A 26,934-nucleotide genomic window follows, 5' to 3' on the forward strand; every position below is an offset into this window, starting at 1 on the left:
ATCGAGTCGATACATCAGAGCGGCATAAGCGAGTCAACGGCGAGAGGAGGCGACGATGAGCCGGCGATCCGGCATCCTCGAGTTCGCCGTACTCGGCCTGCTCCGCGAGTCCCCGATGCACGGCTATGAGCTGCGCAAACGACTCAATACGTCACTGGGGGTGTTCCGTGCCTTCAGTTACGGCACGCTCTACCCCTGCCTCAAGACGCTGGTCGCCAACGGCTGGTTGATCGAGGAACCGGGACACACCCCCGAGGACGCCCTCGCCGCGCCACTGGCGGGACGTCGCGCCAAGATCGTCTACCGGTTGACGGCGGAAGGTAAGGAACACTTCGAGGACCTGCTCTCGCAGACCGGGCCCGATGCGTACGAGGACGAGCACTTCGCGGCTCGTTTCGCCTTCTTCGGGCAGACCTCGCGCGACGTCCGGATGCGCGTCCTCGAAGGCCGCCGCAGCCGACTGGAGGAGCGCCTGGAGAAGATGCGGGCCTCACTGGCCCGCACCCGGGAGCGCCTCGACGACTACACACTCGAGCTCCAGCGCCACGGAATGGAGTCCGTGGAGCGCGAAGTGCGCTGGCTGAACGAGCTCATCGAGAGCGAGCGGGCCGGACGGGACCTCAAGGGTTCCGCTCCGGGGGGAGCCGCTCAGCAGGACACCACATCTGGATCGACGGGCGGCCTGCCCCGCCCCGGGGGCATCCCCGGGACGGATACGCCCGGCGACACCGCCACGTGAGCGCCCAGTCAGGGCCTCACTCGTACACACAGGGAGCAACCGGAATGGGTTCGGTTCGCGTAGCCATCGTCGGCGTGGGCAACTGCGCCGCGTCGCTGGTGCAGGGCGTCGAGTACTACAAGGACGCCGACCCGGCGTCCAAGGTCCCGGGCCTGATGCACGTGCAGTTCGGGGACTACCACGTCGGTGACGTCGAGTTCGTCGCCGCCTTCGACGTCGACGCGAAGAAGGTCGGCCTCGACCTCTCGGACGCCATCGGTGCCAGCGAGAACAACACCATCAAGATCTGCGACGTCCCGAACAAGGGCGTCACGGTCCAGCGCGGTCACACGCTCGACGGTCTCGGCAAGTACTACCGCGAGACCATCGAGGAGTCCGCCGAGACCCCGGTCGACGTGGTCCAGGTCCTCAAGGACAAGCAGGTCGACGTCCTCGTCTGCTACCTGCCCGTCGGTTCCGAGGACGCGGCGAAGTTCTACGCCCAGGCCGCCATCGACGCCAAGGTCGCCTTCGTCAACGCCCTCCCGGTCTTCATCGCCGGCACCAAGGAGTGGGCGGACAAGTTCACCGAGGCGGGCGTCCCGATCGTCGGTGACGACATCAAGTCGCAGGTCGGCGCCACCATCACGCACCGTGTGATGGCGAAGCTGTTCGAGGACCGCGGTGTCCGTCTCGAGCGCACCATGCAGCTCAACGTCGGCGGCAACATGGACTTCAAGAACATGCTGGAGCGCGACCGCCTCGAGTCCAAGAAGATCTCGAAGACGCAGGCCGTCACCTCGCAGATCCCCGACCGCGACCTGGGCGAGAAGAACGTCCACATCGGTCCCTCGGACTACGTGGCCTGGCTGGACGACCGCAAGTGGGCGTACGTCCGCCTCGAGGGCCGTGCCTTCGGTGACGTCCCGCTGAACCTGGAGTACAAGCTCGAGGTCTGGGACTCCCCGAACTCCGCGGGTGTCATCATCGACGCGCTGCGCGCCGCGAAGATCGCCAAGGACCGCGGCATCGGCGGCCCGATCCTGTCGGCGTCGAGCTACTTCATGAAGTCCCCGCCGGTCCAGTACTTCGACGACGAGGCGTACGCCAACGTCGAGAAGTTCATCCGCGGCGAGGTCGAGCGCTAGCTCGACCCGGAACGAAGATTCGCTCCTGCCAGGGCTGAGAAGGGTCCCCGGGTCGCACGACCCGGGGACCCTCCCCGTATGTGAGGCTGTGCCCATGGCCGTCGTCCGCGATCTGCGCGTCCTGCTGCGCCTCGGTGACTTCCGGCGACTGCTGGCCGTGCGGCTGCTGTCCCAGTGCGCCGACGGCGTCTACCAGGTCGCGCTCGCCACGTACGTCGTCTTCTCGCCGGAGAAACAGACCTCCGCCACCGCGATCGCCTCCGCGATGGCCGTCCTGCTGCTGCCGTACTCCCTGGTCGGCCCCTTCGCCGGCGTCCTCCTCGACCGCTGGCGCCGCCGGCAGGTGTTCCTCTACGGCAATCTGCTGCGGGCCCTCCTGGCCTCCGCGACGGCCGTCCTGATGGTCAGCCAGGTGCCCGACTGGCTCTTCTACGCCTCGGCGCTGTGCGTCACGGCGGTCAACCGCTTCGTCCTCGCCGGACTGTCGGCGGCCCTGCCCCGGGTGGTCGACGCCGAACGCCTGGTGATGGCCAACTCCCTCTCCCCGACCGCCGGGACACTGGCCGCGGTCGCGGGCGGAGGCCTCGCCTTCGTCGTACGGCTGGCGGTGGCGGACACCGACGCCGCGGTGGTGCTGCTGGGCTGTGCGCTGTATCTGTGCGCCGCGCTCGCCTCCCTGACCATGGCGGCCGACCTGCTGGGACCCGACCGCGAACGCCTCCCCACCCGGCTGTCCACCGCCCTGCGCGGCACCGCCCGGGGACTGGCCGCCGGCGTACGCCACTTGGCCGGGCCGAAGCGCCGGGAAGCCGCCTGGGCGCTCGGGGCGATCTCGCTGATGCGGTTCTGCTACGGCGCCCTGACGGTCATGGTGCTGATGCTCTGCCGGTACGCCTGGTCGTCCGAACCGGACCAGGGCCTCGCCCTGTTGGGGGTGGCCGTCGCGGTGTCCGGAGTCGGCTTCTTCGCCGCGGCCGTGGTGACGCCGTCGGCGGCGGGACGGCTGGGACCGGGACGCTGGATCGTCGTCTGCTCGGCCGCGGCGGCGGTCCTGGAACCGGCCCTGATGCTGCCCTTCACCCAAGCCACCATGTTCGTCGCGGCGTTCGTCCTGGGGCTCGTCACCCAGGGCGCGAAGATCGCCACGGACACCATCGTCCAGTCCTCGGTGGAGGACCGCTTCCGTGGCCGGATCTTCTCCCTCTACGACGTGCTGTTCAACGTCGCCTTCGTCGGCGCCGCCGGAGTGGCCGCGCTGATGCTGCCACCGAACGGACGCTCCCCGGCACTGGTGGTAACGGTCGCCGTTATCTACGCGGCAGTTGCTGGCGCTATGGCCCGTTTTGAACGCCGGTAAGTGTCACATCAATGCCACAGACTCCCCCCGCGTTGGAGGATTGTCAGTGGGTCCCGGTAGCTTACGTGCGTCTTACAGCGCGTCTGTTTTCGCGCCACACGCCTAAGTTCCAGGGGGACCCCCATGTCGACTCCGCCGCCCCAGGGCCAGAACCCGTTCGCACAGGGTCAGCCTCAGGCTCCGTACCCGCCGCAGCAGGGCGCCGTGCCGTTCGCGCCGGTTCCGCAGCAGCCGCGCCGCCGGGTCAGCTTCAAGCTGATCAAGAACATCGTGATCGTCGTGGCGGTGCTCGGTGTGGCCATCGGCGGCTACATAGCCAGCAGGGACGACGCCGACACGGCGGCGGTCGGCGACTGCATGCACCGCGGCAGCAGCAGCGACTCCAACCCCGACCTCGAGGTCGTCGACTGCACCTCCTCGCAGGCGCAGTACATCGTGCTGGCCAAGGTCAAGGGCACGTTCACCGCGCTGACCGCGGACAGCAAGTGCCAGGCGGAGGCCAAGGACTTCGAGTACTCCTACACCCAGACCGGTGACGGCAGTAACTTCCTGCTCTGCCTCAAGGACTACACGAAGTAAGCAGTGGCACGAAGAGGGCGGTGTTTCACGTGAAACACCGCCCTCTTCGTATGGAGGCGGGGGTCATGTTTCACGTGAAACATGACCCCCGCCTCCATTGAGGCTCGGGCTCAGCCCTGCTCGGCCCACCACTCCTTGAGGGCCGTCACCGCCGCGTCGTACTCCATCGGGCCGTGCTCCAGGCGCAGCTCCAGCAGGTGCTTGTACGCCTGGCCGATCACGGGGCCGGGGCTGACGCCCAGGATCTCCATGATCTGGTTGCCGTCGAGGTCGGGCCGGATCGCGTCCAGCTCCTCCTGCTCCTGAAGCTGGGCGATGCGCTCCTCCAGGCCGTCGTAGGCCCGGGAGAGCGCGGCCGCCCTGCGCTTGTTCCGGGTCGTGCAGTCGGAGCGTGTCAGCTTGTGCAGCCGGGTGAGCAGCGGCCCCGCGTCCCGTACATAGCGGCGGACGGCGGAGTCCGTCCATTCGCCGGTGCCGTACCCGTGGAAGCGCAGGTGCAGCTCGACGAGCCGGGAGACGTCCTTCACCAGCTCGTTGGAGTACTTCAGCGCCAGCATGCGCTTCTTGGTCATCTTCGCGCCGACCACCTCGTGGTGGTGGAAGGAGACCCGGCCGTCCTGCTCGAAGCGACGGGTGCGCGGCTTGCCGATGTCGTGCAGCAGCGCGGCCAGCCGGAGGGTGAGGTCGGGGCCGTTCTCCTCCAGCGCGATCGCCTGCTCCAGGACGATCAGCGTGTGGTCGTAGACGTCCTTGTGCCGGTGGTGCTCGTCCCTCTCCAGCCGCAGGGCGGGCAGCTCGGGCAGCACATGGCCGGCGAGCCCGGTGTCCACGAGCAGGGACAGGCCCTTGCGCGGGTGCGCGGAGAGAATCAGCTTGTTCAGCTCGTCCCGGACCCGCTCCGCGGAGACGATCTCGATACGGCCGGACATCTCCGTCATCGCGGTGACGACCTCGGGGGCGACTTCGAAGTCGAGCTGGGCGGCGAAGCGGGCGGCGCGCATCATGCGCAGCGGATCGTCCGAGAAGGACTCCTCGGGCGTCCCCGGGGTGCGCAGCACGCGTCCGGCGAGGTCCTCGAGGCCGCCGTGCGGGTCGATGAACTCCTTCTCCGGCAGCGCCAAGGCCATCGCGTTCACGGTGAAGTCGCGGCGGACGAGGTCCTGCTCGATGGAGTCGCCGTAGGCCACCTCGGGCTTGCGCGAGGTGCGGTCGTACGCCTCGGAGCGGTAGGTGGTCACCTCGATCTGGAAGCTGCGGTCGACGCCCTCGACGCGGGCGTCCTTCTGCGCGCCGACCGTGCCGAAGGCGATCCCGACCTCCCAGACCGCGTCGGCCCACGGCCGCACGATCTTCAGGACGTCCTCGGGGCGGGCGTCGGTGGTGAAGTCCAGATCGTTGCCGAGCCGGCCCAGCAGCGCGTCCCGGACCGAGCCGCCGACCAGGGCGAGGGAGAACCCGGCCTCCTGGAACCGGCGCGCGAGATCGTCGGCGACAGGCGCGATCCGCAGCAGTTCGTCCACCGCGCGGTGCTGCACCTGGCTCAGGGCACTGAGGTTGTCTTCGTTGGCGTTCGGCACAACAGAAGAGGGTACGTGGCCCGGCGGACCACGGGCTCCTCGATTACGGCCGACGGGCAGTCGGCGGACAGATGGCCCGATAGCGGCGCAGAATCATGCTGTGGGGATGTTCACGGACTCCGCTCCTTATACCCATACATAGAGGGCGCAGGGGCGGTCGTACCCGATCTTGTGGAGCAGACCGCGGCACTTCCCCTCAGCGGGCATCGTTACCATGCGTGGACGCACTTTCCGACGACCACTGACGACGACGAGGGACGGCGAACGCGTGGCCGAGGCGGCAGACTCCCCGGGGACGGCTCCTTCCCCTGCCCGCCGGTGGCTGCGGCGCACCGGCGCACTGCTCGCCGGGGTGCCCCTGCTGACCGGTCTCCTCCAGTTGCCCGCGCACGCCGACCCCTCGGACTCCGCCCGCGCGGCCTCCGGCCCGGGCTCGGTGGCCGTCGCCGTCGACTCGTTCACCCCGGCCGTTCCCGGCGAGGGGGACACCCTGACGGTGTCCGGCACCGTGACCAACAAGGGCAAGCAGGCGGTCACCGAGGCGCACGTGGGCCTGCGGGTGGGACCCGTGCTGACGACCCGCTCGGCGATCGACGACGCGGCGCGGGACGCGGACGACCCGGACGTGGGCGGCGGCACCGAGGTGGGCGGCAAGTACGTCGCCGAGTTCGACAAGCTCACCCCGGGCGTGGCCGAGCACTTCACCATCTCCGTCCCGGTGGACGAGCTGGACCTCGGCGGCGACGGCGTCTACCCCCTCGGGGTGGCTCTCTCCGGCGAGACGGCGGCGCAGCCCTGGGAGCGGGTGCTGGGGGTCCAGCGGACCTTCCTGCCGTGGCAGCCCGACGGGGCGGAGACGCAGACGCGCACGACCGTCCTGTGGCCTCTGATCTCGACCGCCCACATGACAGTGGAGACCGGCTCGGACGCCGGGCAGACCCCGGTCTTCCTGGACGACGGCCTCGCCGCGGAGATCGCTCCCGGCGGACGCCTGGAGCAGCTCCTGACCCTCGGCAAGGAGCTGGACGTCACCTGGGTGATCGACCCGGACCTGCTGGCGTCGGTGGACGCCATGGCCGACAGCTACCGGATCCGGGGCAAGGACGGCACCACCACCGCCGGTACCCAGCAGGCGGTCGCCAAGCAGTGGCTCGCCGCCCTCCAGGAGGCCGTGCGGGACAAGGAGGTCGTCGCGCTGCCCTTCGCCGACCCTGACCTCGCCTCCCTCGCCCACAACGGCACCGGTGTCACCAGCTCCCTCAGCCAGCTCAAGGCCGCCACCGACGTCGCCGCGACCACGGTGGAGACGGTGCTGCACGTGACGCCGAGCACCGACTTCGCCTGGCCGGTGGACGGCGCCGTCGACCGGTCCATCGTCAAGGTCGCCACCTCCGCAGGCGCCGACAAGGTGATCGCGCGCAACGACAGCCTCAAGGAGACCGGCGGCCTCCCCTACAGCCCTTCGGCGGCCCGTCCGATCGGCGGCGGCACCACGGCGGTCGTCGCGGACGGCCGGCTGTCGAAGGCGTTCCAGGGCGATCTGACGAAGGCCTCCGCGTCCACGCTCGCCGTGCAGGAGTTCCTCGCGCAGAGCCTGGCGCTGAACCTCCAGACGACCAAGCAGCGCAGCATCGTGATCGCCCCACAGCGGATGCCCACCGCGAAGCAGGCCCAGGCGATGGCGGCCGCCGTCACCGCCCTCCAAGGCGGCCCTTGGACGCAGCCCCAGGGGCTGCCGGAGGCCGCCAAGGCCAAGCCGGACGCCGGGGCCACCACGAAGGTGCCGTCGCGGTCGGCGTACCCCTCGTCGCTGCGCAAGCAGGAGCTGACGCGGTCGGCGTTCCAGGACATCGGGACCACGCAAGACAAGCTCGACAACTTCAAGGTCATCCTCACCGACCAGTCCCGGGTGGTGACCCCCTTCGGCCGTGCGGTCAACCGCGAGATGTCCACCTCGTGGCGGGGCCGGGCCGCCGAGGCGAGCGCCTTCCGCCAGGACGTGCGGGCCTACCTCGACACCCTGGCCGGCCAGGTCAAGCTGATCGACAAGTCGGAGACCAAGCTCTCCGGGCGCAGCGCCACGATCCCCGTGACCGTGCAGAACAACCTGGTGCAGGGCGTGGACCACCTGGTGCTGCGGCTCACCTCGACCAACCCGACCCGTATGGAGTTCGGCGGCGAGGGTTTCGTCCAGGAGCGGATCGAGGTCTCCGGCGGCCACAGCACCACGGTGAAGTTCGCCACCTCCGCCCATGTCAACGGCAAGACGACCTTGATCGCGCAGCTCTACACCGAGGACGGCAGGCCGTACGGTTCGGCGGTCACCTTCGACGTGAAGGTCACCGAGATCACCGCCACGGTGATGCTGGTGATCGGCGGCGGTGTGCTGCTGCTCGTCCTCGCGGGCTTCCGCATGTACACCCAGCGCAAGCGCGCGGCGGCCCGTGCGGCCGAGGCGGGCGACACGCAGGACACGCAGGACACGGAGGAGACCGACGGCTCCGACGGGGCCGACGAGTCCGGCCGGGCCGACGACGGCCCGGTGAACCACGACGCCCCCGAGGAACGTCTCATGGGAGAGTCGGTCGTCCCGCCAGGGGCGGACGACCCGGAGCAGCCGAGTGACGAGACCCCGGACACCGCAGCGGAAAGCACGGACCCCTCGGGCACGGGTGAGAGAGTGGACCGTTGAGGATGTCGTGGCCGGTGGGCCCGGGACGATGAGGTGGGGTAACCATGAACGCGCCGTACGACGGTGACCGCGGCCAGGCCGCGGGCAGCTCGGGTCACCCCGAGGGCCCGCCGCCCGAGCGCGGCCAGGTGCCGCCGCAGCACCCCGCGGACATGTACCTCCAGGACGCCTACGACCAGGACCCCTACCGGTCCCAGGACCTCACCGCGCAGGACCCGGTCGCCGAGGCGCTCTACGACCGTGCCGCGCACCCCCCGCCGCCCCCGGGCACCTACCCGGAGCAGCCGCTGTACGGCGCCCCCGAGCAGTCCCCGCACGCGCCCGACCCGCGCGTGTGGGCGCAGACGCCGGCGCCGGAGCCGGACGGCGCCACCCAGTACCTGCCGTACGGCGACGACCCCCGTACGACGCAGTTCGTCGGCGTCGACGACCTGGTGACGCACTCCGGGGAGCGGCAGCAGCAGCCGGACGCCTTCGCGCACCTCTTCAAGGACCAGCAGCAGGCGGGTCCGCGCCCGCCGATGGAGTCCCCCGCGGTACCGGGCCCGGCCCACGCCCCGGTCGGACCCGCGGGACCCGGCCACCAGGCCCCCCAGGGCCAGGCGTTCCAGGCGCAGGCCCCGCGCTTCGAGGACCCGGCCGACGAGCCGGACGGCGAGCCCGCCCCGGCCCCCGCCGCGAAGAAGAGCGGCCGCGCCGCGGGGCTGCTGAAGTCCAGCGCCGTGATGGCGGCGGGCACGATGGTCTCCCGCCTCACCGGCTTCGTCCGCTCGGCGCTGATCGTCTCCGCGCTGGGCGTGGGCCTCCTCGGCGACACCTTCCAGGTCGCCTACCAGTTGCCCACCATGATCTACATCCTGACCGTCGGCGGCGGCCTCAACTCCGTGTTCGTGCCGCAACTGGTGCGGGCCATGAAGGAGGACGACGACGGCGGCGAGGCGTACGCCAACCGGCTGCTGACGCTGGTCATGGTGGCGCTCGGCGTGCTCACCGTCGCCGCGGTCGCGGCCGCGCCGCTGCTGATCCGGGCGCTGTCCAACCCGGTCGCCAGCAACCCGGCGGCCAACGAGGTCGGCATCACCTTCGTCCGCTACTTCCTGCCCTCGATCTTCTTCATGGGCGTCCATGTGGTGATGGGCCAGATCCTCAACGCGCGCGGCCGGTTCGGCGCGATGATGTGGACGCCGGTCCTGAACAACATCGTCATCATCGTGACGCTGGGCATGTTCATCTGGGTCTACGGCACCGCCGCCGACTCCGGCATGAAGGTCACGACGATCCCGCCGGAGGGCCAGCGGCTCCTCGGCATCGGTGTGCTGCTCGGCCTCGTCGTGCAGGCCCTCGCGATGATCCCCTACCTGCGGGAGACCGGGTTCCGGCTGCGGCCGCGGTTCGACTGGCGGGGCCACGGTCTGGGCAAGGCCGTGACGCTCGCCAAGTGGACGTTCCTGTTCGTCCTCGCCAACCAGGCGGGCGCGATCGTCGTCTCACAGCTCTCCACCGCGGCCGGCAAGGACTCGCCCGTCGACGGCACCGGCTTCGCCGCCTACGCCAACGCCCAGCTCATCTGGGGCCTGCCGCAGGCCATCATCACCGTCTCGCTGATGGCCGCCCTGCTGCCGCGCATCTCGCGCTCGGCCGCCGAGGGCGACGGCGGCGCGGTCCGCGACGACATCTCCCAGGGCCTGCGTACCACGGCCGTGGCGATCGTGCCGATCGCCTTCGGCTTCCTCGCGCTCGGCATCCCGATGTGCACCCTGATCTTCGGCTCGTCCGGCACCAGCGAGGCCACCAACATGGGCTTCATGCTGATGGCCTTCGGCCTCGGCCTGATCCCGTACTCGGTGCAGTACGTCGTCCTGCGCGCCTTCTACGCCTACGAAGACACCCGCACCCCCTTCTACAACACGGTCATCGTGGCCGCCGTCAACGCGACCGCCTCCGCCGTCTGTTTCTTCGTGCTGCCGGCCCGCTGGGCCGTGGTCGGCATGGCCGCCGCCTACGGCCTGGCCTACGCGATCGGTGTCGGCGTCGCCTGGAACCGGCTGCGCAAGCGGCTCGGCGGCGACCTCGACGGCTCCCATGTCCTGCGCACCTACGCCCGGTTGTGCATCGCCTCCGTACCGGCCGCCCTCATCAGCGGCGCGGCCTGCTACGGCATCGCGCAGACCCTGGGCCAGGGCGTCCCCGGCTCCTTCGCGGCCCTGCTGGTGGGCGGGGTCCTGCTGCTCGGCGTCTTCTTCGTCGCGGCCCGGCGGATGCGGATCGAGGAGCTCAACTCGCTCGTCGGTATGGTGCGCGGACGCCTGGGTCGCTGAGACCGGGGGTACCCGCACAACCATCGTCCGCCATCGTGTGTCGTGCATAGCGGCGGACTGTGGGCACAATTGGATCCGGCGTCGGACGGCGCGCACGAGGTCGGCGGCGCGCACTGGATGGGGAGGCAGGAACGACGGTGGCGGAACGGAGCACGGCTGCCGTCGACGTGGCAGACAACAGCGGCGACAAGCCGCTGACCGCGCAGGCGGACCAGTCCACGGCCGACGGGGTGGCCAATAACCGGGAGCGGGACACGGACAGCGACGAGGCACAGGGGAGTGCCGGGACCGAACGTCCCGGCCATGCCTCACCGCCAGAACTCCACAGCGGCCACAAACTCGCCAGGCGCTACCGCCTGGAGGAGTGCGTCACCCGTCTGGACGGTTTCAGCAGTTGGCGAGCCGTCGACGAGAAACTCCGTCGCGCGGTCGGCGTCCACATCCTGCCCGCGGACCACGCACGGGCCCGCTCGGTGCTGGCCGCGGCCCGCTCGTCGGCGCTGCTCGGCGATCCCCGCTTCGTCCAGGTCCTGGACGCCGTCGAGGAGAACGACCTCGTCTACGTCGTCCACGAGTGGCTGCCGGACGCCACCGAGCTGACCACGCTCCTCATGTCCGGCCCACTGGAACCGCACGACGCGTACCAGATGGTCAGTCAGATCGCCTCGGCCATGTCCGCGGCGCACCGTGAGGGTCTGTCGCATCTGCGTCTGAACCCCAACGCCGTGCTGCGCACCTCCTCCGGCCAGTGGCGCATCCGCGGCCTCGCCGTCAACGCCGCGCTGCGCGGGGTCACCTCCGACACCCCGCAGCGCACCGACACCGAGGCGATCGGCGCCCTGCTCTACGCGGCGCTCACCCAGCGCTGGCCGTACGAGAACGACGCCTACGGGCTGTCCGGGCTGCCCAAGGACATCGGGCTCATCGCCCCCGACCAGGTGCGCGCCGGTGTCCACCGGGGCCTGTCGGAGCTGGCGATGCGCGCCCTCGCCAACAACGGCGCGACCGCCTCCCGGCACGAGTCGGCGTGCACCACGCCGGAGGAGCTGGTGAAGGCGGTCGGCGAGATGCCCCGCATCCGCCCGCCGGAGCCGGCGTTCACCGCGCCGCCGGAGTACCAGCGCACCACCTACCAGCAGGGCACCTACGGCCGCCCCGCGCCGCACCCCGGCGCGACGCAGCCCGTGACGGCCCCGCCGCCCCCGCTCCAGAGCCGTACCGGCAAGGCCCTGAAGTGGGCGGTCTCCGCCCTGCTCATCGCCGCGCTCGGCCTGGGAAGCTGGCAGCTCGCGGACGCCCTGATGGACCAGGGCAAGTCCGACGACACGAACCAGACCCAGACGACGGACGACGGCGACAAGAACAGCGCCGCCCCGAAGCCGGTCCAGCCGATCAAGATCCAGGACGCGGCCGAGTACGTCGTGAGCGGCGGCGCCCAGCACCCCAACGACGTCGACCAGACGTACGACGGGGACGGCTCGACGTACTGGCGGACCTCCAGCTTCCTCGGCGGCCCGGTCCTCGCGCCGTACAAGCCGGGCGTGGGCATCGTCTACGACCTCGGCTCCGAGCAGGAGGTCTCGGCGGCGACCATAGGGCTGTACTACGGCGGCGATCACACGACCGTGGACCTGTACGCCGCTGACTCGCTGAACCCGGCCCCGAGCGCTCTCGAGTCGATGCGGAAGCTCGGCGAGGTCACGACGAACGGCACCTCCGCCACGGTCAAGGTCACCAAGCCCGTGAAGTCGCGGTACGTGCTCGTCTGGCTCACGGCGCTGCCCCACGCGCCGGGCGACCAGTACAGCGACCCCGGCTACAAGCAGGCCGTCACCGACGTGAAGTTCACGGGCTGACGACTTGGCGAGGGGGGAGGAGGTCCGATCGTGGAGGGCGTCGACATCGGCGAAGTGAGCGACCAGGACCTCCTCGCCCGCCATGTGGAAGGCGATCCCGACGCCTTCGGTGAGCTTGTGCGGCGTCACCGCGACCGGCTGTGGGCGGTGGCCCTGCGGACGCTGGGAGACCGCGAGGAGGCCGCTGACGCCGTCCAGGACGCCCTGGTGTCGGCCTACCGGGCCGCCCACACCTTCCGGGGCCAGTCGGCCGTCACGACCTGGCTGCACCGGATCACGGTGAACGCCTGCCTGGACCGCGCCCGCAAGGCCGCCTCCCGCAAGACCTCACCGGTCGACGACACCGAGCGCCTGGACCAGCTCCTGGAGCCGCACGAGTCGGCCTCCGCCCCCGCCGAGCGCAACGACGTCCACCGTCAGCTCATCGAGGCCCTCGGCACGCTCCCGCCCGACCAGCGGGCCGCCCTGGTCCTGGTGGACATGCAGGGCTACCCCGTCGCCGAGGCGGCCCGGGTGCTCGACGTGCCGACCGGGACCGTGAAGAGCCGCTGCGCCCGGGGCAGAGCCAGACTGCTCCCGCTGCTCACCCATCTGCGCCCTGGGCACACCGGCGACCCGGAGGAAAGCGGCCCAGGACGGAACCGGGCGCAGGGGACATCCGTCCCACCGGCAGCGGGACCTCGCGACGAGGGTCCGGATCACGCCGGGACGGGCGATTCAACTGCTGTGAAGGGCGGAGGTGGGCGAGCGTGACATCGACGACGGACACGACCGGGCACCCGGACGTCGACGAGCTCTCCGACCTCACCGAGGGCCTGCTCACCCCGGCCCGGAGCGCCGATGTACGGCAGCACCTGGACGGCTGCGAGCAGTGCACGGATCTCCACGCGTCGCTGGAGGAGATCCGCGACCTCCTCGGCACGCTCCCCGAGCCGGAGCCGATGCCCGACGACATCGCCCGCCGCATCGACGCCGCCCTCGCCACGGAAGCCCTGAATCGAGCGGAAACTCCGGCCCGAGCGGAAACTCCGGTCCAGTCGGAGGCCCCCGCCGGGGCGGCCCCTGTTTCACGTGAAACATCGACGGCGTCCGCACGCGAGACCCAGCCGACGGCGGACCGTCCGGCGGGACAGGCCCGCCCCTCCACCACCGGCCCCGGACGCAAGGACCACCCGGCACGCCGTCGGGGCGGGCGCCGCAAGGTCGCCGTCCTGGGCGCCGTCCTCACCGTCGCCACGCTGGGGCTCGGCTCGGTCCTGGTCGCCTCCCTGACCGACAGCGGCGGCCCGACGCCCTCGGCGCACGGCGGCCGGACCAGCGCCGCGGACACCTTCTCCGAGGGCACGCTGGAGCAGCAGGTCACCGATCTCCTCACGAAGGCCCAGGGTCCCCGCACCTCCATGGGCATCCAGGGCGAGCCGGGCAACGCGTCCCCCAGGATCAAGAGCGAGCCCGTCGTGCCGCCCTGCGTGCAGAAGGGCATCGAGCGCAAGGGCGCCGAGCGGGGCGACTCCGCCGTCGTCACCGACGAAGGCACCTATCAGGGCAAGGACGCCCTCCTCGTCGTGCTCCCCGACGCCTCCGACACCACCCGAGTCACCGCGTACGTCATGGACGCGACCTGTGTGAAGGACCCGTCCGTCGGTGACGCCGACGTACTGCTCAAGAACTCCTACACCCGTCGCTGACGACTCACGCGCCTCACTGGCCCCCCGGTGCCGGGTCACCCCTTGGTGTGCCCGGGCACAGCGGGAATGTACGCCCCTTAGGATCCGTTGGGTGGGGTGAGAGTTCAGAGCAGCTCCCACCGGTCGTACTGCGCAGACCAGAGACGAGGAACAAGCCGTGAGCGACGTCCGTAACGTGATCATCATCGGCTCCGGGCCCGCCGGCTACACCGCGGCCCTTTACACCGCGCGCGCCTCGCTGAAGCCGCTGGTGTTCGAGGGAGCCGTCACCGCGGGCGGTGCCCTGATGAACACCACCGAGGTGGAGAACTTCCCCGGCTTCCAGGACGGCATCATGGGCCCCGAGCTCATGGACAACATGCGCACCCAGTCCGAGCGCTTCGGCGCCGAGCTGATCCCGGACGACATCGTCTCCGTCGACCTCACCGGTGAGATCAAGACCGTCACGGACACCGCCGGCACCGTCCACCGGGCCAAGGCCGTCATCGTCGCCACCGGCTCCCAGCACCGCAAGCTCGGTCTGCCGAACGAGGACGCGCTCTCCGGCCGCGGAGTCTCCTGGTGCGCCACGTGTGACGGGTTCTTCTTCAAGGACCAGGACATCGCCGTGATCGGTGGCGGTGACACCGCGATGGAGGAGGCCACCTTCCTCTCGCGCTTCGCCAAGTCCGTGACCATCGTGCACCGCCGGGACACCCTGCGCGCCTCCAAGGCGATGCAGGAGCGTGCCTTCGCCGACCCGAAGATCAAGTTCGTCTGGGACAGCGAGGTCGCCGAGGTCCAGGGCGAGCAGAAGCTGGCCGGGCTGAAGCTGCGCAACCTCAAGACCGGTGAGCTGACCGACCTTCCGGTGACCGGCCTGTTCATCGCGATCGGCCACGACCCGCGCACCGAGCTGTTCAAGGGCCAGCTCGACCTGGACGAGGAGGGCTACCTCAAGGTCGCCGCCCCCTCCACCCGGACCAATGTGACCGGTGTCTTCGCCGCCGGCGACGTGGTGGACCACACCTACCGCCAGGCGATCACGGCCGCCGGCACCGGCTGTTCCTCCGCTCTCGACGCCGAGCGCTACCTCGCCGCCCTCGCGGACGAGGAGCAGGCCGAGCCCGAGAAGACCTCCGTCTGACCCCCCTCCCGCCCCACCGCACAAGGAATTAAGGAGCCCCCTGTGGCCGGCACCCTGAAGAATGTGACCGACGCCGACTTCGACGAGGTCGTCCTCAAGAGCGACAAGCCCGTCCTGGTGGACTTCTGGGCCGAGTGGTGCGGCCCGTGCCGCCAGATCGCCCCCTCGCTGGAGGCCATCGCCGCCGAGCACGGCGACAAGATCGAGATCGTCAAGCTCAACATCGACCAGAACCCGGCCACGGCTGCCAAGTACGGCGTCATGTCCATCCCGACCCTGAACGTCTACCAGGATGGCGAAGTCGCCAAGACGATCGTCGGTGCCAAGCCAAAGGCCGCGCTCGTCCGCGACCTGGAGACCTTCATCTCCGAGTGACGCCGGACCGTCGAGCCGACGGTCGATGTTTCACGTGAAACACGAAGGGGCCAACCCGAATGGGCTGGCCCCTTCGCATGCGCCGGTTTCACAGCGGGCGCAGCGCCGGTTCCTTCCGGGCGCCTCCCAGCAGCCGGTCCAGCGCCATCTCCATGTCTTCCTTCCAGGAGAGGGTGGTCCGCAGCTCCAGCCGCAGCCGGGGATGGGAGGGGTGCGGCCGCACGGTCTTGAAGCCGACGGCCAGCAGATGCTCGGCCGGCAGCAGACAGCCCGGGTCCTTCCAGCGGGCGTCGCCGAACGCCTCGATCGCTCGGAAGTTCCGTCGCAGCAGATCCTTGGCGACCGTCTGGACCATCACGCGTCCCAGCCCCTGCCCCTGGTAGCCCGGCATGATGAACGCGGTCATCAATTGGACGGCGTCGGGTGACACCGGGCTCGTGGGGAACGCCGTCGACCGCGGCACATAGGCGGGCGGGGCGTAGAGCACAAAGCCCACGGGCACGTCGTCGACATAGACGACCCGGCCGCAGGAGCCCCAGTCCAGCAGGACGGCGGAGATCCAGGACTCCTTCTCCAGGGCGGCGGTACCGGCCTTTATCGCGGCTTCGCCGCTGACGGGGTCCAGCTCCCAGAAGACGCATCCGCGGCAGCGCTGGGGGAGGTCCTGAAGGTTGTCCAGCGTGAGCGGTACGAGCCGACGCCCCATGAAGGCTGATCCTCGCTTCCTTCGCCCGCTGCCTCACGAGCGGCGGTCAGAGCACTGTGTTCTCTGAGCAGACTGCCGACGAAGCCGCCGACGGCGCCCAGCCCCAACCCCGCGCTCACCAGTCCGGTCCGGCTCATCGTTCGCATGGCCCCCGCCTCCCGGTCCGACTACTGCCTCGGTGGTGCGCCATAACCCCACGGCATCGTATCCACCCAGCGATTCCATCGATACCGCCTGAAAGCAAAGAGCGAGCCGTGTTCCGGACACACCGGACACGACTCGCTCAGAGCGTCTGCGGACCTCGGCTCACTCCTCCGTGTCGTCCTCCGAGTCCCCTTCCAGGCCCCGGGGAAGGACCGGGCCCTCGCCGGGGGCGAGGGTGCCGAGGATCCGCTCCAGGTCCTCCATGGAGGCGAACTCCACGGTGATCTTGCCCTTCTTCTGGCCCAGGTCGACCTTCACCCGCGTCTCGAAGCGGTCGGAGAGCCGGGTCGCCAGATCGGTCAGCGCCGGGGAGACCCGGCCGCCGGCCCGCGGGCCCTTGGCGCGCTGGGCGCTCTGGGGGCGGGACCCCATCAGGGTCACGATCTCCTCGACGGCCCGCACCGAGAGCCCTTCGGCCACGATCCGGTGGGCCAGCCGGTCCTGCTCCTCCGAGTCGTCCACGGAGAGCAGAGCGCGGGCGTGACCGGCGGAGAGCACTCCGGCCGCGACCCGGCGCTGTACCGCCGGGGAGAGCTTCAGCAGACGCAGGGTGTTGGAGACCTGCGGGCGGGACCGGCCGATACGGTCCGCGAGCTGGTCGTGCGTGCAGTTGAAGTCCTTGAGCAGTTGGTCGTAGGCGGCCGCCTCTTCCAACGGGTTCAGCTGGGCCCGGTGGAGGTTCTCCAACAGGGCGTCCAGGAGAAGCTTCTCGTCGTCGGTGGCCCGCACGATCGCCGGGATCGCCTCCAGGCCCGCCTCACGGCAGGCCCGCCAGCGCCGCTCACCCATGATCAGCTCATAGCGGCCGGGGCCGAGCTGCCGTACGACGACCGGCTGGAGCAGACCGACCTCCTGGATGGAGGTGATCAGTTCGTGCAGCGCATCCTCGTCGAAGACCTCACGCGGCTGGCGCGGGTTCGGCGTGATGTCGTCGAGAGGGATCTCCGCGAAGTGCGCGCCGATGGGAGGCGCGGGCGTCTCCACGACGCTGATCGACAGCGATTCCTCTGTTTCACGTGAAACAGGCGGCAGCGTGGCCACCTTCGCCGCGGCCACCCCGCGTTCACTCGTCAGGACCGGGCCGGTCGCCGGGGACACAGCACCGCTGCCTCCCACGGCGGACTGCGCCGGGTTCTTCTCCGTCGGGGCAGCAGGGATCAGTGCGCCAAGGCCACGGCCCAACCCCCTCCGTCGCTCACTCACTGGATCCCCTCCACCATGCTCGGATTGTTCTGGGCGCCGATATGGGCGTGTGTGCTGTCGTAGCTGATGCCGACGCCTCTCAGCGCGATCTCTCGGGCCGCCTCAAGGTAGGAGAGGGCACCGCTCGACCCTGGATCGTAGGTCAGCACCGTCTGCCCATAGCTCGGCGCCTCGGAGATACGGACCGAGCGGGGAATGCTCGTCCGCAGCACCTCCTCGCCGAAGTGGGTGCGCACCTCTTCCGCGACCTGGGACGCGAGGCGCGTCCGGCCGTCGTACATGGTGAGCAGGATGGTCGACACATGCAGGGAGGGGTTGAGGTGCCCCCGTACCAGGTCGACGTTGCGCAGGAGCTGACCCAGGCCCTCCAGCGCGTAGTACTCGCACTGGATCGGGATGAGGACCTCCGCGCCGGCCACCAGTGCGTTGACCGTCAGCAGGCCGAGGGACGGCGGGCAGTCGATGAGGACATAGTCCAGCGGCTGCTCATACGCCTGGATGGCCCGCTGGAGCCGGCTCTCCCGGGCCACCAGGGACACCAGCTCGATCTCCGCACCGGCGAGATCGATCGTGGCGGGGGCGCAGAAGAGACCCTCGACATCGGGGACCGGCTGGACGACCTCCGCCAGCGGGCGGCTGTCGACCAGGACGTCATAGATCGACGGGACCTCGGCATGGTGGTCGATCCCGAGCGCAGTGGACGCATTGCCCTGCGGGTCGAGATCGATCACCAGGACGCGGCCGCCATGGAGGGCCAGGGAAGCGGCAAGGTTGACGGTCGTCGTCGTCTTGCCCACCCCGCCCTTCTGGTTGGCGACGACGATGATCCGGGTCTGCTCTGGACGTGGCAGACCCTCGCCGGCGCGGCCCAGTGCCTCCACCGCCAGTTGGGCAGCACGACCGATCGGGGTGTCGTCCATCGGGGGCGGTGTTTCACGTGAAACATCCTCCCCCAAGGACTCGGTACGGGGACCGGGGACCGGGTCGGCCATCGGTCCCGCGATGTTGGCGTCGGACCGCAAGGATTCACTCTCCTCGACTTCAAGCTCGCAATGAACAGAGCCTGCCATGCCTTCGGGGTCGCGAACCAGTGAGGCCAGGGGTTCTGTGGAGAAATCCACCTCTGTGGACAACTCCCGTCCCTTATCGAGTGAACCTAGGGGCTTGCGGTCGCGGGGTTCAGCAGCGGCGCGACCGCGGCTGATGATGCCGTGGAGCAATGAGCGACGTTTCACGTGAAACACGATGCCCAGCGCTCGCTGCCGAACGGCCGCGACACTCCGTCATACGTGGACCGGGCAGCTTGGGTGGAGTATCGCCGTCCTCAGCGACGGCGGCGGGTCCGCCCGGTGCGGGCCGCCTTGGCCCGCTTGGCGGCGAAGCGGACACCGCCGGGGCTCTCCCCGACCTCGACCCGCACCACCGTGGAGAGCGGATCGACCACGTCCTCACCGACATGGAGGATCGAGGTGCCGACCGCGCCGAGCTTGCTCAGGGCGGTGGCCGCGCTCTTCAGCTCCTCCTCGGCGGTGTCGCCCTTGAGGGCGAGCATCTCGCCGTAGGGCCGCAGCAGCGGGATACCCCAGGTGGCCAGACGGTCCAGCGGGGCCACGGCGCGGGCGGTGACGACATGGACCGGCGGAAGCTTGCCCATGACCTCCTCGGCGCGGCCGCGGACCACGGTCACATGGTCCAGGCCCAGCAGCTCGACGACCTCGGTGAGGAAGTTGGTGCGCCGCAGCAGCGGCTCCAGCAGGGTGATCTTGAGGTCTTCGCGCACCAGCGCCAGCGGGATGCCGGGCAGTCCGGCGCCCGATCCGACGTCGCACACGGTCACGCTCTCGGGCACGACCTCGGAGAGGACCGCGCAGTTCAGGATGTGCCTCTCCCACAGCCGGGGCACCTCACGCGGGCCGATGAGCCCGCGCTGCACTCCTGCCTCGGCAAGGAGCTCGGCGTACCGGACCGCGTCCGCGTAGCGATCGCCGAATACCTCGCGTGCCACTTCAGGCGCAGGGGGGAGCTCCGCTGCCTCCGTCACGGGGACCGTCCTTCCGTACCGCATCAGCGCGTCCAGCGCCGACCACCAGAACTACAGGCTGACAAAGACCGGCCCCGTCTGCGCAACAGACGGGGCCGGGGACAACGTACGTACCGAATCAGACAGGCCGAATCAGTTGGGCAGAACGACGACGAAGCGCTGCGGCTCCTCGCCCTCCGACTCGCTGCGGAGCCCCGCGGCCTTGACCGCGTCGTGGACCACCTTGCGCTCGAAGGGGGTCATCGGCTTCAGCTTGACGGGCTCGCCGCTGTTCTTCGCGTCGGAGGCGGCCTTGGCGCCCAGCTCCGACAGCTCGGCACGCTTCTGGGCCCGGTATCCGGCGATGTCCAGCATCAGCCGGCTGCGGTCACCGGTCTCCCGGTGCACGGCCAGGCGCGTCAGCTCCTGAAGCGCCTCCAGCACCTCGCCGTCCCGGCCGACCAGCTTCTGGAGGTCGCGGCCGCCCGCGTCACTGATGATCGACACCGAGGCGCGGTCGGCTTCGACGTCCATGTCGATGTCGCCGTCGAGATCGGCGATGTCCAGCAGACCCTCGAGGTAGTCCGCGGCGATCTCGCCCTCCTGCTCCAGGCGGGAAAGGGTGTCTGCACCCTCGGCGGCGGCGGAGGTGGTGCCTTCCGTCACGGGATGGGCTCCTTCTTACTTCTTGGACGGGGACTTGGGGCGCTGCGGGCCGCCCTTGCGCTGCCCGGACTGGGCCTTGCTGCGGCCGCCTCCGCTTCCGGGCTTGGACCCGGTCTGCTTGGCGGCGCCGGCCTGCTTGGGGGCACCGGAGGGCGTGGCGTCCTCGGGCTGGTCGGACTTGGTCAGCGAGGTCGTCTCACCGGCCGCCTTGGGGCCGCCCTGGCGCTGGGACTTGCTCTGCCGCTTGGGCTGCTGACGCCGGGCGGCCGCGGTCGAAGGCGTGCCGTCCTCGGTCTCGCCGACGGCCTGGGACTCGCCCTTGATCACATTGCCGTCGGCCTGGGCTGCGAGGCCCACCTTGGTCAGACCGTTGATGAACTTGCGCTCGGCGTCGTTGCGGTCCCGGCCCTTGGCCACGATCGCCTTGACGATGGCCTTCTCACCGCGGCCACGGGTCTTGCCGTGGTGGGAGACCCGCTTGTACAGGCGCTCCAGGTAGGCGGCCTGGGCCTTGGAACCCGGGGTCGGGTTGTTGTGGATCACATACATCTGCTGGCCCATGGTCCACACGTTGGTGGTCAGCCAGTAGACGAGGACACCGACCGGGAAGTTGATGCCGAAGACGGCGAACATGATCGGGAAGACGTACATCAGCATCTTCTGCTGCTGCATGAACGGCGTCTTCACCGTGGTGTCGACGTTCTTCGTCATGAGCTGGCGCTGCGTGTAGAACTGCGACGCCGACATCAGGACGATCATGACCGCGGTGACGATGCGGACCGTGGTCAGCGAGGCGTCGAGCGCCGCGACCTCGGAGGCGCTGTCGGTGAACTTCGCGGCCAGCGGGGCACCGAAGATGTGCGCCTTCTGCGCGCTCTCCAGCAGGCTCTGGTTGATGACACCGATGGTGTCGTTGTTCGCGATGCTGTTGAGCACGTGGTACAGCGCGAAGAAGAACGGAGACTGCGCCAGGATGGGAAGGCACGAGGAGAGCGGGTTGGTACCCGTCTCCTTGTACAGCTTCATCATCTCTTCGGACTGGCGCTGCCGGTCGTTCTTGTAGCGCTCCTGGATCTTCTTCATCTCCGGCTGGAGCGTCTGCATGGCCCGCGTGGCCTTGATCTGCTTCACGAAGAGCGGGATCAGGCAGATACGGATCAGAATCACCAGAGACACGATGGACAGGCCCCAGGCCCACCCCGTGTCAGGGCCGAAGATGGCTCCGTACACCGAGTGGAACTGGACGATGACCCAGGAAACGGGTGTCGTGATGAAGCTGAAGAGGCTGGCAATCGTGTCCACTAATCATGCTCCTTGGGCATGGGACGGTGTCTCTGCGGCCGGGCTCGAAGAAGGGTGCTCCTCGGTGGCCGTTTCGGCGGCGGAGGTCCCGCCCCTGCGTGCACGCCAGGCGTCCCGCAGCATTTCGTGCCACCGCGGGCGCTTCCGCGGCGGGACATGATCCACACCCCCCAGCGACCACGGGTTGCACCGCAGAATGCGCCAGGCGGTGAGTGCCGTCCCCTTGATCGCGCCGTGCCGGTCGATGGCCGTGTAGCCGTAGTGGGAGCACGACGGGTAGTACTTGCAGACCGGCCCGAGCAGCGGACTGATCGTCCACTGGTAGAGCTTGATCAGAGCCAGCAGCGGGTACTTCATCGCGCGCCCCCTCCCGACAGCCGCTGCAAGGCGGCATCGAGGTCGTGGGCCAGTTGTGCGTGGTCGGCGTCACCCGCGCCGGGCAGCGCCCGTACGACTACCAGGCTACCGGGGGGCAACAGAACGATTCGCTCGCGCATCAGGTGACGCAGTCTGCGCTTCACCTTGTTGCGCACCACCGCTCCACCCACAGCCTTGCTCACGACGAAACCCGCACGTGCCGGGGGAGCGCTCTCCCCAGGCGCGTGCGGGTCCGTGTCACCGCTTCGAAGATGGACCACGAGGGTCGGGCGGCCTGCCCGACGACCTCGTCGTACCGCGGTCGCGAAGTCCTCGCGCCGCCTCAGCCGATGCTCGGTAGGCAGCACGACGTCATGACCTGATCAGGCTCAGGCGGACAGGCTGGCGCGACCCTTGCTGCGGCGGTTCGCGAGAATCGCGCGGCCGGCACGGGTGCGCATCCGCAGGCGGAAGCCGTGGGTCTTGGCGCGACGGCGGTTGTTCGGCTGGAAGGTGCGCTTGCTCACTCGGGGGCTCCAGAAATCAAATCGGTGTGGCGGGTGCCGTCCTGGCTGTCACCGTGCGCCCACGAGTAGCTCTCGCTTACGCCCGAGTGCACCGCTTCCCGATCACCTGACGCGATCTGTGCCCATCGGAGGCAGGCGGCAGCAGCCATCGACAACTCGACCTGGTTACGGTACGCGCGGCTACGCCATCCGGTCAAACCAGGGGTCTACGAGAGACACTGTCCACAGGCTGGGGACAACAACTTGAACCGTACCCGCCGCCCTGACTACCGTGGCTGGACTCCGATTCGTTCCTTTGTCCCTGCCTCCACCCGATGTGAATCCCTGACCGTCCCACCCTTACACCGAGGTGGGACCCACGAGAGAGCGTGCCCTGTGGCTGACGTACCTGCCGATCTTGCCGCAGTGTGGCCACGAGTACTGGAGCAGCTCCTCGAGGGCCGTGGCCAGGGTGTCGAGACGAAGGACGAGCACTGGATCCGGCGCTGCCAGCCGCTCGCGCTGGTCGCGGACACCGCCCTGCTCGCCGTACCGAACGAATTCGCGAAGAACGTGCTGGAGGGCCGGCTCGCGCCGATCGTCAGCGAGACGCTGAGCCGCGAGTGCGGCCGCCCGATCCGGATCGCGATCACCGTCGACGACTCCGTCGGCGAACCCCCGGCCCCGCCCGCGCCCGCGCCGCAGCGCTACGAGGAACCCGAACTGCCCTCGTACGACAAGGGCTACGACAACCCGTACGAGGGGTACGGCCGGCACCGCGCCGACCAGCCGCCCCCGCCGCCCGGCGACCGCGAGCAGCACCCCGGCGCGCGCCAGGACCAGCACCCCGGCAGCCGCCAGGACCAGCACCCGGGCAACCGGCAGGACCAGCAACTGCCCACCGCGCGCCCCGCCTACCCCTCGGAGTACCAGCGCCCCGAGCCGGGCGCCTGGCCGCGCCCGCCGCAGCAGGACGAGTACGGCTGGCAGCAGCAGCGCCTGGGCTTCCCGGAGCGCGACCCCTACGCCTCCCCGTCCCAGGACTCCTACGGCGATTCCGCCGGGCAGGACTCCTACGGCGGCCAGGACCCGTACGGCTCGCCGCCGCCGAAGGACTCCTACGGCCAGCCGCCGCAGGACTACCGCCCGCAGGCGATGGACCGCCCGCCGTACGCCCCCTCGCAGTACGAGCAGCAGCGCCCCGACTACGACCCGCGCGAGCAGGGCCGGCGGGAGCTGCCCGAGCCGTCGGCGGGCGGCGGTCATCCGCACCGTCCCGGCGGGCCCGGCGGATCGTCCGCGCAGTCGCCCGCGCCGAGCGGGCCCGGTGAGCCGACGGCGCGGCTGAACCCGAAGTACCTCTTCGACACGTTCGTCATCGGCGCGTCCAACCGGTTCGCGCACGCGGCCGCGGTGGCCGTCGCCGAGGCGCCCGCGAAGGCGTACAACCCGCTGTTCATCTACGGGGAGTCGGGACTCGGCAAGACGCACCTGCTGCACGCGATCGGACACTACGCGCGGAGCCTCTACCCGGGCACACGCGTGCGGTACGTCAGCTCGGAGGAGTTCACCAACGAGTTCATCAACTCCATCCGCGACGGCAAGGGCGACAGCTTCCGCAAGCGGTACCGGGAGATGGACATCCTGCTGGTGGACGACATCCAGTTCCTGGCGGACAAGGAGTCGACGCAGGAGGAGTTCTTCCACACCTTCAACACGCTCCACAACGCCAACAAGCAGATCGTGCTGTCCAGCGACCGGCCGCCCAAGCAGCTCGTGACGCTGGAGGACCGGCTGCGGAACCGTTTCGAGTGGGGCCTGATCACCGACGTCCAGCCGCCCGAGCTGGAGACGCGCATCGCGATCCTGCGCAAGAAGGCGGTGCAGGAGCAGCTCAACGCCCCGCCGGAGGTGCTGGAGTTCATCGCCTCCCGGATCTCGCGGAACATCCGCGAGCTGGAGGGCGCGCTGATCCGGGTGACGGCGTTCGCCTCGCTCAACCGGCAGCCGGTGGACCTGGGCCTGACGGAGATCGTCCTGAAGGACCTGATCCCCGGGGGCGAGGACTCGGCGCCCGAGATCACCTCCACGGCCATCATGAGCGCCACCGCCGACTACTTCGGCCTCACCGTCGAGGACCTGTGCGGCACCTCGCGCGGGCGGGCGCTGGTGACGGCCCGGCAGATCGCCATGTATCTGTGCCGGGAGCTGACGGACCTGTCGCTGCCGAAGATCGGCGCGCTGTTCGGCGGCCGCGACCACACGACGGTGATGCACGCGGACCGCAAGATCCGCAATCTGATGGCCGAGCGCCGCTCGATCTACAACCAGGTCACCGAGCTGACCAACCGCATCAAGGCCGGCTGAGCACCACCGCGCACCGACACCGAGGGCGCCCCGGGGAACGGTCCCCGGGGCGCCTTCGTACGTCCCTGAAGCCGCTTCGTCCGTCCGTGAAGCCACCCGACGCCACCGGGGCGGCCCTCGCCCGTCGTCCGCCGTCCACCCCCGCTGTTCGATTCGCCGCGAGGTTACGGCCTTCCTCCACAGATTCGGTGACTTTTTCCCGTCCACACCCTGGGGACCGGGAAGTTGTCCAGACTGTATCCACAGGGCCCCCTGTTGAAGGACCATCAGACCAGGTCACCGGGTTGTGGATTCGTGGACGAAGGATCTCCACAGGCTGTGGACAGAGAAATGATCCACAAGCTGTGGAGAGAGTTGTCCACCGCCCGCCCACAGCCTGGAGCCGGTTGTCCCCAGCGATCATCCGCTTCTCCACATCCCTGTCCACTGTTCGGCAACGCGATGCGGCTGCTCACCGGGTCGAGTGAAAGGCGTCACACGAAGCTGCCGTGAGGCCCTGTGGGAAAGACGCGCAAACCTGGGGACGGACCTGGGGAGAAGTCGGCCCTCCCTGTGTACGGAGTGTGCAGAACTTTCTGTTCTCCACAGAACGCCCCGGTTGTCCACCGCCTCCATGCACAGGCCCGGTGGATAAAATTTGGGCTCTGAGCTGGGAAAACGGGGTTATCCACGGTATCCACAGCCCCTACTACTACTTCCAACTAGAGATAGCTGGGAATCCGTTTCGAAGTGGGTCCTGTGCACAACTCGCCCTTCGGCGCCCGGCTGCCCCTCGTCACGACTTGACCCCGAGAGGCACCTACTGTCAGTGCGGTGCGTCAGACTGGTCCCCGGTGGTCCTTCCCGTCGCAGAGGCCGATCACACCGATCGCATCGAGACCGTCGGGAGCACCGGGACCACCGAGACAGACGACGAAGCCAGGCAGGCCGAGAAGCGCCGGCAACAGCAGGAGGCGGCAAGAGTGAAGATCCGGGTGGAACGCGACGTACTCGCGGAGGCAGTGGCCTGGGCGGCGCGCAGCCTTCCGGCCCGTCCGCCGGCGCCTGTCCTCGCCGGCCTCCTGCTGAAGGCCGAGGACGGCGCGCTGAGCCTGTCCAGCTTCGACTACGAGGTCTCCGCGCGGGTGTCGGTGGAGGCCGAGGTCGAGGAGGAGGGCACGGTCCTCGTCTCCGGCCGGCTGCTCGCGGACATCTGCCGCGCCCTGCCCAACCGCCCGGTGGAGATTTCCACAGACGGTGTACGGGCGACGGTGGTCTGCGGCTCCTCCCGCTTCACTCTCCACACCCTGCCGGTGGAGGAGTACCCCTCGCTGCCGCAGATGCCGAACGCGACGGGCACGGTCCCCGGCGAGGTCTTCGCCTCCGCGGCCGCCCAGGTCGCCATCGCCGCCGGCCGGGACGACACGCTGCCGGTGCTGACCGGTGTGCGCATCGAGATCGAGGGCGACACCGTCACCCTGGCCTCCACCGACCGCTACCGCTTCGCGGTCCGCGAGTTCCTGTGGAAGCCGGAGAACCCCGAGGCGTCCGCCGTCGCCCTGGTCCCCGCCAAGACGCTCCTGGACACCGCCAAGGCGCTGACCAGCGGTGACAGCGTCATCCTGGCGCTCTCCGGCTCGGGCGCGGGCGAGGGCCTGATCGGTTTCGAGGGCGCCGGGCGGCGGACCACCACCCGTCTCCTCGAAGGCGACCTGCCGAAGTACCGCACCCTGTTCCCGACCGAGTTCAACTCCGTCGCGGTGATCGAGACCGCCCCCTTCGTGGAGGCCGTCAAGCGTGTGGCCCTGGTCGCCGAGCGCAACACCCCGGTGCGGCTGAGCTTCGAGCAGGGCGTGCTGATCCTGGAGGCCGGCTCCAGCGACGACGCACAGGCTGTGGAGCGGGTCGACGCGCAGCTCGAGGGCGATGACATCTCGATCGCCTTCAACCCGACCTTCCTGCTGGACGGCCTGAGCGCGATCGACTCCCCGGTCGCCCAGCTCTCGTTCACCACGTCCACCAAGCCCGCGCTGCTCAGCGGCAAGCCCGCGCTGGACGCGGAGGCGGACGACGCCTACAAGTACCTGATCATGCCGGTGCGGCTCAGCGGCTGACCCCGGCAGGGCGGCGGACTTGTCCACAGGCCGTGGGAAACTCCCCCGGCCTGTGGGGAAAACCCGCAGGTGGGGC

At 69.6% G+C, this 26,934-nt stretch carries 23 protein-coding genes; 13 read left to right on the top strand and 10 right to left on the bottom strand.

What is annotated here, in order from left to right:
• Positions 1–55: 55 nt before the first annotated feature.
• The 4 genes from AFM16_RS19805 (at position 56) to AFM16_RS19820 (ending at position 3,802) form a co-directional block, all read left to right on the top strand.
• On the top strand, positions 56–739 hold the full coding sequence (locus tag AFM16_RS19805) for a PadR family transcriptional regulator (RefSeq protein ID WP_078634127.1): 684 nt from the start codon (positions 56–58) through the stop codon (positions 737–739).
• Between the two features lie 44 nt (positions 740–783).
• A complete protein-coding gene (locus AFM16_RS19810; protein ID WP_030795006.1) occupies positions 784–1,866 on the top strand; it encodes an inositol-3-phosphate synthase in 1,083 nt (360 codons plus the stop codon).
• A 94-nt stretch (positions 1,867–1,960) separates the two neighbouring features.
• Entirely contained in the window at positions 1,961–3,223 is a 1,263-nt protein-coding gene (locus AFM16_RS19815; RefSeq protein ID WP_030795009.1) for an MFS transporter, read from the top strand.
• Between the two features lie 123 nt (positions 3,224–3,346).
• Positions 3,347–3,802 carry an LppU/SCO3897 family protein gene (locus AFM16_RS19820; protein ID WP_078634128.1) on the top strand — a complete coding sequence of 152 codons (456 nt, stop codon included), beginning with the start codon at positions 3,347–3,349 and terminating at the stop codon, positions 3,800–3,802.
• A gap of 110 nt (positions 3,803–3,912) precedes the next feature.
• On the opposite strand, the gene AFM16_RS19825 is transcribed toward AFM16_RS19820, so the two are convergent.
• A complete protein-coding gene (locus AFM16_RS19825; RefSeq protein ID WP_078634129.1) occupies positions 3,913–5,379 on the bottom strand; it encodes a CCA tRNA nucleotidyltransferase in 1,467 nt (488 codons plus the stop codon).
• Between the two features lie 268 nt (positions 5,380–5,647).
• Here AFM16_RS19825 and AFM16_RS19830 point away from each other — a divergent pair, with 268 nt between their 5' ends.
• The 7 genes from AFM16_RS19830 (at position 5,648) to trxA (ending at position 15,434) form a co-directional block, all read left to right on the top strand.
• Complete coding sequence (locus tag AFM16_RS19830) at positions 5,648–8,071, top strand: DUF6049 family protein (RefSeq protein ID WP_078634130.1); 2,424 nt, start codon at positions 5,648–5,650, stop codon at positions 8,069–8,071.
• A 44-nt stretch (positions 8,072–8,115) separates the two neighbouring features.
• Complete coding sequence (murJ, locus tag AFM16_RS19835) at positions 8,116–10,389, top strand: murein biosynthesis integral membrane protein MurJ (protein ID WP_078634131.1); 2,274 nt, start codon at positions 8,116–8,118, stop codon at positions 10,387–10,389.
• A 137-nt stretch (positions 10,390–10,526) separates the two neighbouring features.
• Positions 10,527–12,245, top strand: coding sequence for a protein kinase family protein (locus AFM16_RS19840; protein WP_078634132.1), 1,719 nt, complete (start codon positions 10,527–10,529; stop codon positions 12,243–12,245).
• Between the two features lie 30 nt (positions 12,246–12,275).
• Positions 12,276–12,998, top strand: coding sequence for an RNA polymerase sigma factor SigM (gene sigM / locus AFM16_RS19845; protein WP_245177741.1), 723 nt, complete (start codon positions 12,276–12,278; stop codon positions 12,996–12,998).
• Positions 12,995–13,933 (top strand): anti-sigma factor family protein, encoded by a 939-nt coding sequence (locus tag AFM16_RS19850; protein ID WP_078634133.1) that lies wholly within the window; start codon positions 12,995–12,997, stop codon positions 13,931–13,933. The genes sigM and AFM16_RS19850 overlap by 4 nt, the downstream gene beginning before the upstream one ends.
• 157 nt (positions 13,934–14,090) lie before the next feature.
• Positions 14,091–15,059 (top strand): thioredoxin-disulfide reductase, encoded by a 969-nt coding sequence (gene trxB, locus AFM16_RS19855; protein ID WP_030795033.1) that lies wholly within the window; start codon positions 14,091–14,093, stop codon positions 15,057–15,059.
• 42 nt (positions 15,060–15,101) lie between these two features.
• A complete protein-coding gene (gene trxA, locus AFM16_RS19860) occupies positions 15,102–15,434 on the top strand; it encodes a thioredoxin (protein WP_030795035.1) in 333 nt (110 codons plus the stop codon).
• Positions 15,435–15,522: 88 nt separating this feature from the next.
• Here the strand turns inward: trxA and AFM16_RS19865 are convergent, their stop codons facing one another.
• The 9 genes from AFM16_RS19865 to rpmH form a co-directional block, all read right to left on the bottom strand.
• Positions 15,523–16,140, bottom strand: a complete 618-nt coding sequence (locus tag AFM16_RS19865; protein WP_030795037.1) for a GNAT family N-acetyltransferase — start codon at positions 16,138–16,140, stop codon at positions 15,523–15,525.
• A 306-nt stretch (positions 16,141–16,446) separates the two neighbouring features.
• A complete protein-coding gene (locus AFM16_RS19870) occupies positions 16,447–17,547 on the bottom strand; it encodes a ParB/RepB/Spo0J family partition protein (RefSeq protein WP_037876509.1) in 1,101 nt (366 codons plus the stop codon).
• A complete protein-coding gene (locus tag AFM16_RS19875; protein WP_078637024.1) occupies positions 17,544–18,617 on the bottom strand; it encodes an AAA family ATPase in 1,074 nt (357 codons plus the stop codon). Before AFM16_RS19875 ends, AFM16_RS19870 begins: the two co-directional genes overlap by 4 nt.
• Before the next feature lie 254 nt (positions 18,618–18,871).
• Positions 18,872–19,588, bottom strand: a complete 717-nt coding sequence (gene rsmG, locus AFM16_RS19880; RefSeq protein WP_030795045.1) for a 16S rRNA (guanine(527)-N(7))-methyltransferase RsmG — start codon at positions 19,586–19,588, stop codon at positions 18,872–18,874.
• Between the two features lie 132 nt (positions 19,589–19,720).
• Complete coding sequence (locus AFM16_RS19885; protein WP_030795048.1) at positions 19,721–20,233, bottom strand: Jag family protein; 513 nt, start codon at positions 20,231–20,233, stop codon at positions 19,721–19,723.
• A 15-nt stretch (positions 20,234–20,248) separates the two neighbouring features.
• The gene (yidC, locus tag AFM16_RS19890) at positions 20,249–21,535 is read right to left on the bottom strand and encodes a membrane protein insertase YidC (RefSeq protein ID WP_030795051.1); all 1,287 of its coding nucleotides are present in this window, start codon (positions 21,533–21,535) and stop codon (positions 20,249–20,251) included.
• 3 nt (positions 21,536–21,538) lie between these two features.
• Positions 21,539–21,892, bottom strand: a complete 354-nt coding sequence (yidD, locus tag AFM16_RS19895; protein ID WP_030795054.1) for a membrane protein insertion efficiency factor YidD — start codon at positions 21,890–21,892, stop codon at positions 21,539–21,541.
• Entirely contained in the window at positions 21,889–22,260 is a 372-nt protein-coding gene (gene rnpA, locus AFM16_RS19900; RefSeq protein ID WP_078634134.1) for a ribonuclease P protein component, read from the bottom strand. The genes yidD and rnpA overlap by 4 nt, the downstream gene beginning before the upstream one ends.
• A 21-nt stretch (positions 22,261–22,281) precedes the next feature.
• Positions 22,282–22,419 (bottom strand): 50S ribosomal protein L34, encoded by a 138-nt coding sequence (gene rpmH, locus AFM16_RS19905; RefSeq protein WP_005482975.1) that lies wholly within the window; start codon positions 22,417–22,419, stop codon positions 22,282–22,284.
• Between the two features lie 375 nt (positions 22,420–22,794).
• Here rpmH and dnaA point away from each other — a divergent pair, with 375 nt between their 5' ends.
• Positions 22,795–24,765 carry a chromosomal replication initiator protein DnaA gene (gene dnaA / locus AFM16_RS19915; RefSeq protein ID WP_078634135.1) on the top strand — a complete coding sequence of 657 codons (1,971 nt, stop codon included), beginning with the start codon at positions 22,795–22,797 and terminating at the stop codon, positions 24,763–24,765.
• Between the two features lie 962 nt (positions 24,766–25,727).
• A complete protein-coding gene (gene dnaN / locus AFM16_RS19925) occupies positions 25,728–26,858 on the top strand; it encodes a DNA polymerase III subunit beta (protein ID WP_030795063.1) in 1,131 nt (376 codons plus the stop codon).
• Positions 26,859–26,934: the final 76 nt, after the last annotated feature.

Origin of the sequence: Streptomyces antibioticus, assembly GCF_002019855.1 — a bacterium.
Classification (GTDB): Bacteria; Actinomycetota; Actinomycetes; order Streptomycetales; family Streptomycetaceae; genus Streptomyces; species Streptomyces antibioticus_B.

Excerpts from the sequence above, each read along its gene's own strand:
- yidD (WP_030795054.1), bottom strand. The coding sequence starts at position 21,892 with ATGAAGTACCCGCTGCTGGCTCTGATCAAGCTCTACCAGTGGACGATC.
- AFM16_RS19810 (WP_030795006.1), top strand. The coding sequence starts at position 784 with ATGGGTTCGGTTCGCGTAGCCATCGTCGGCGTGGGCAACTGCGCCGCG.
- murJ (WP_078634131.1), top strand. The coding sequence starts at position 8,116 with ATGAACGCGCCGTACGACGGTGACCGCGGCCAGGCCGCGGGCAGCTCG.
- AFM16_RS19805 (WP_078634127.1), top strand. The coding sequence starts at position 56 with ATGAGCCGGCGATCCGGCATCCTCGAGTTCGCCGTACTCGGCCTGCTC.
- AFM16_RS19875 (WP_078637024.1), bottom strand. The coding sequence starts at position 18,617 with ATGGCAGGCTCTGTTCATTGCGAGCTTGAAGTCGAGGAGAGTGAATCC.
- AFM16_RS19865 (WP_030795037.1), bottom strand. The coding sequence starts at position 16,140 with ATGGGGCGTCGGCTCGTACCGCTCACGCTGGACAACCTTCAGGACCTC.
- AFM16_RS19820 (WP_078634128.1), top strand. The coding sequence starts at position 3,347 with ATGTCGACTCCGCCGCCCCAGGGCCAGAACCCGTTCGCACAGGGTCAG.
- AFM16_RS19815 (WP_030795009.1), top strand. The coding sequence starts at position 1,961 with ATGGCCGTCGTCCGCGATCTGCGCGTCCTGCTGCGCCTCGGTGACTTC.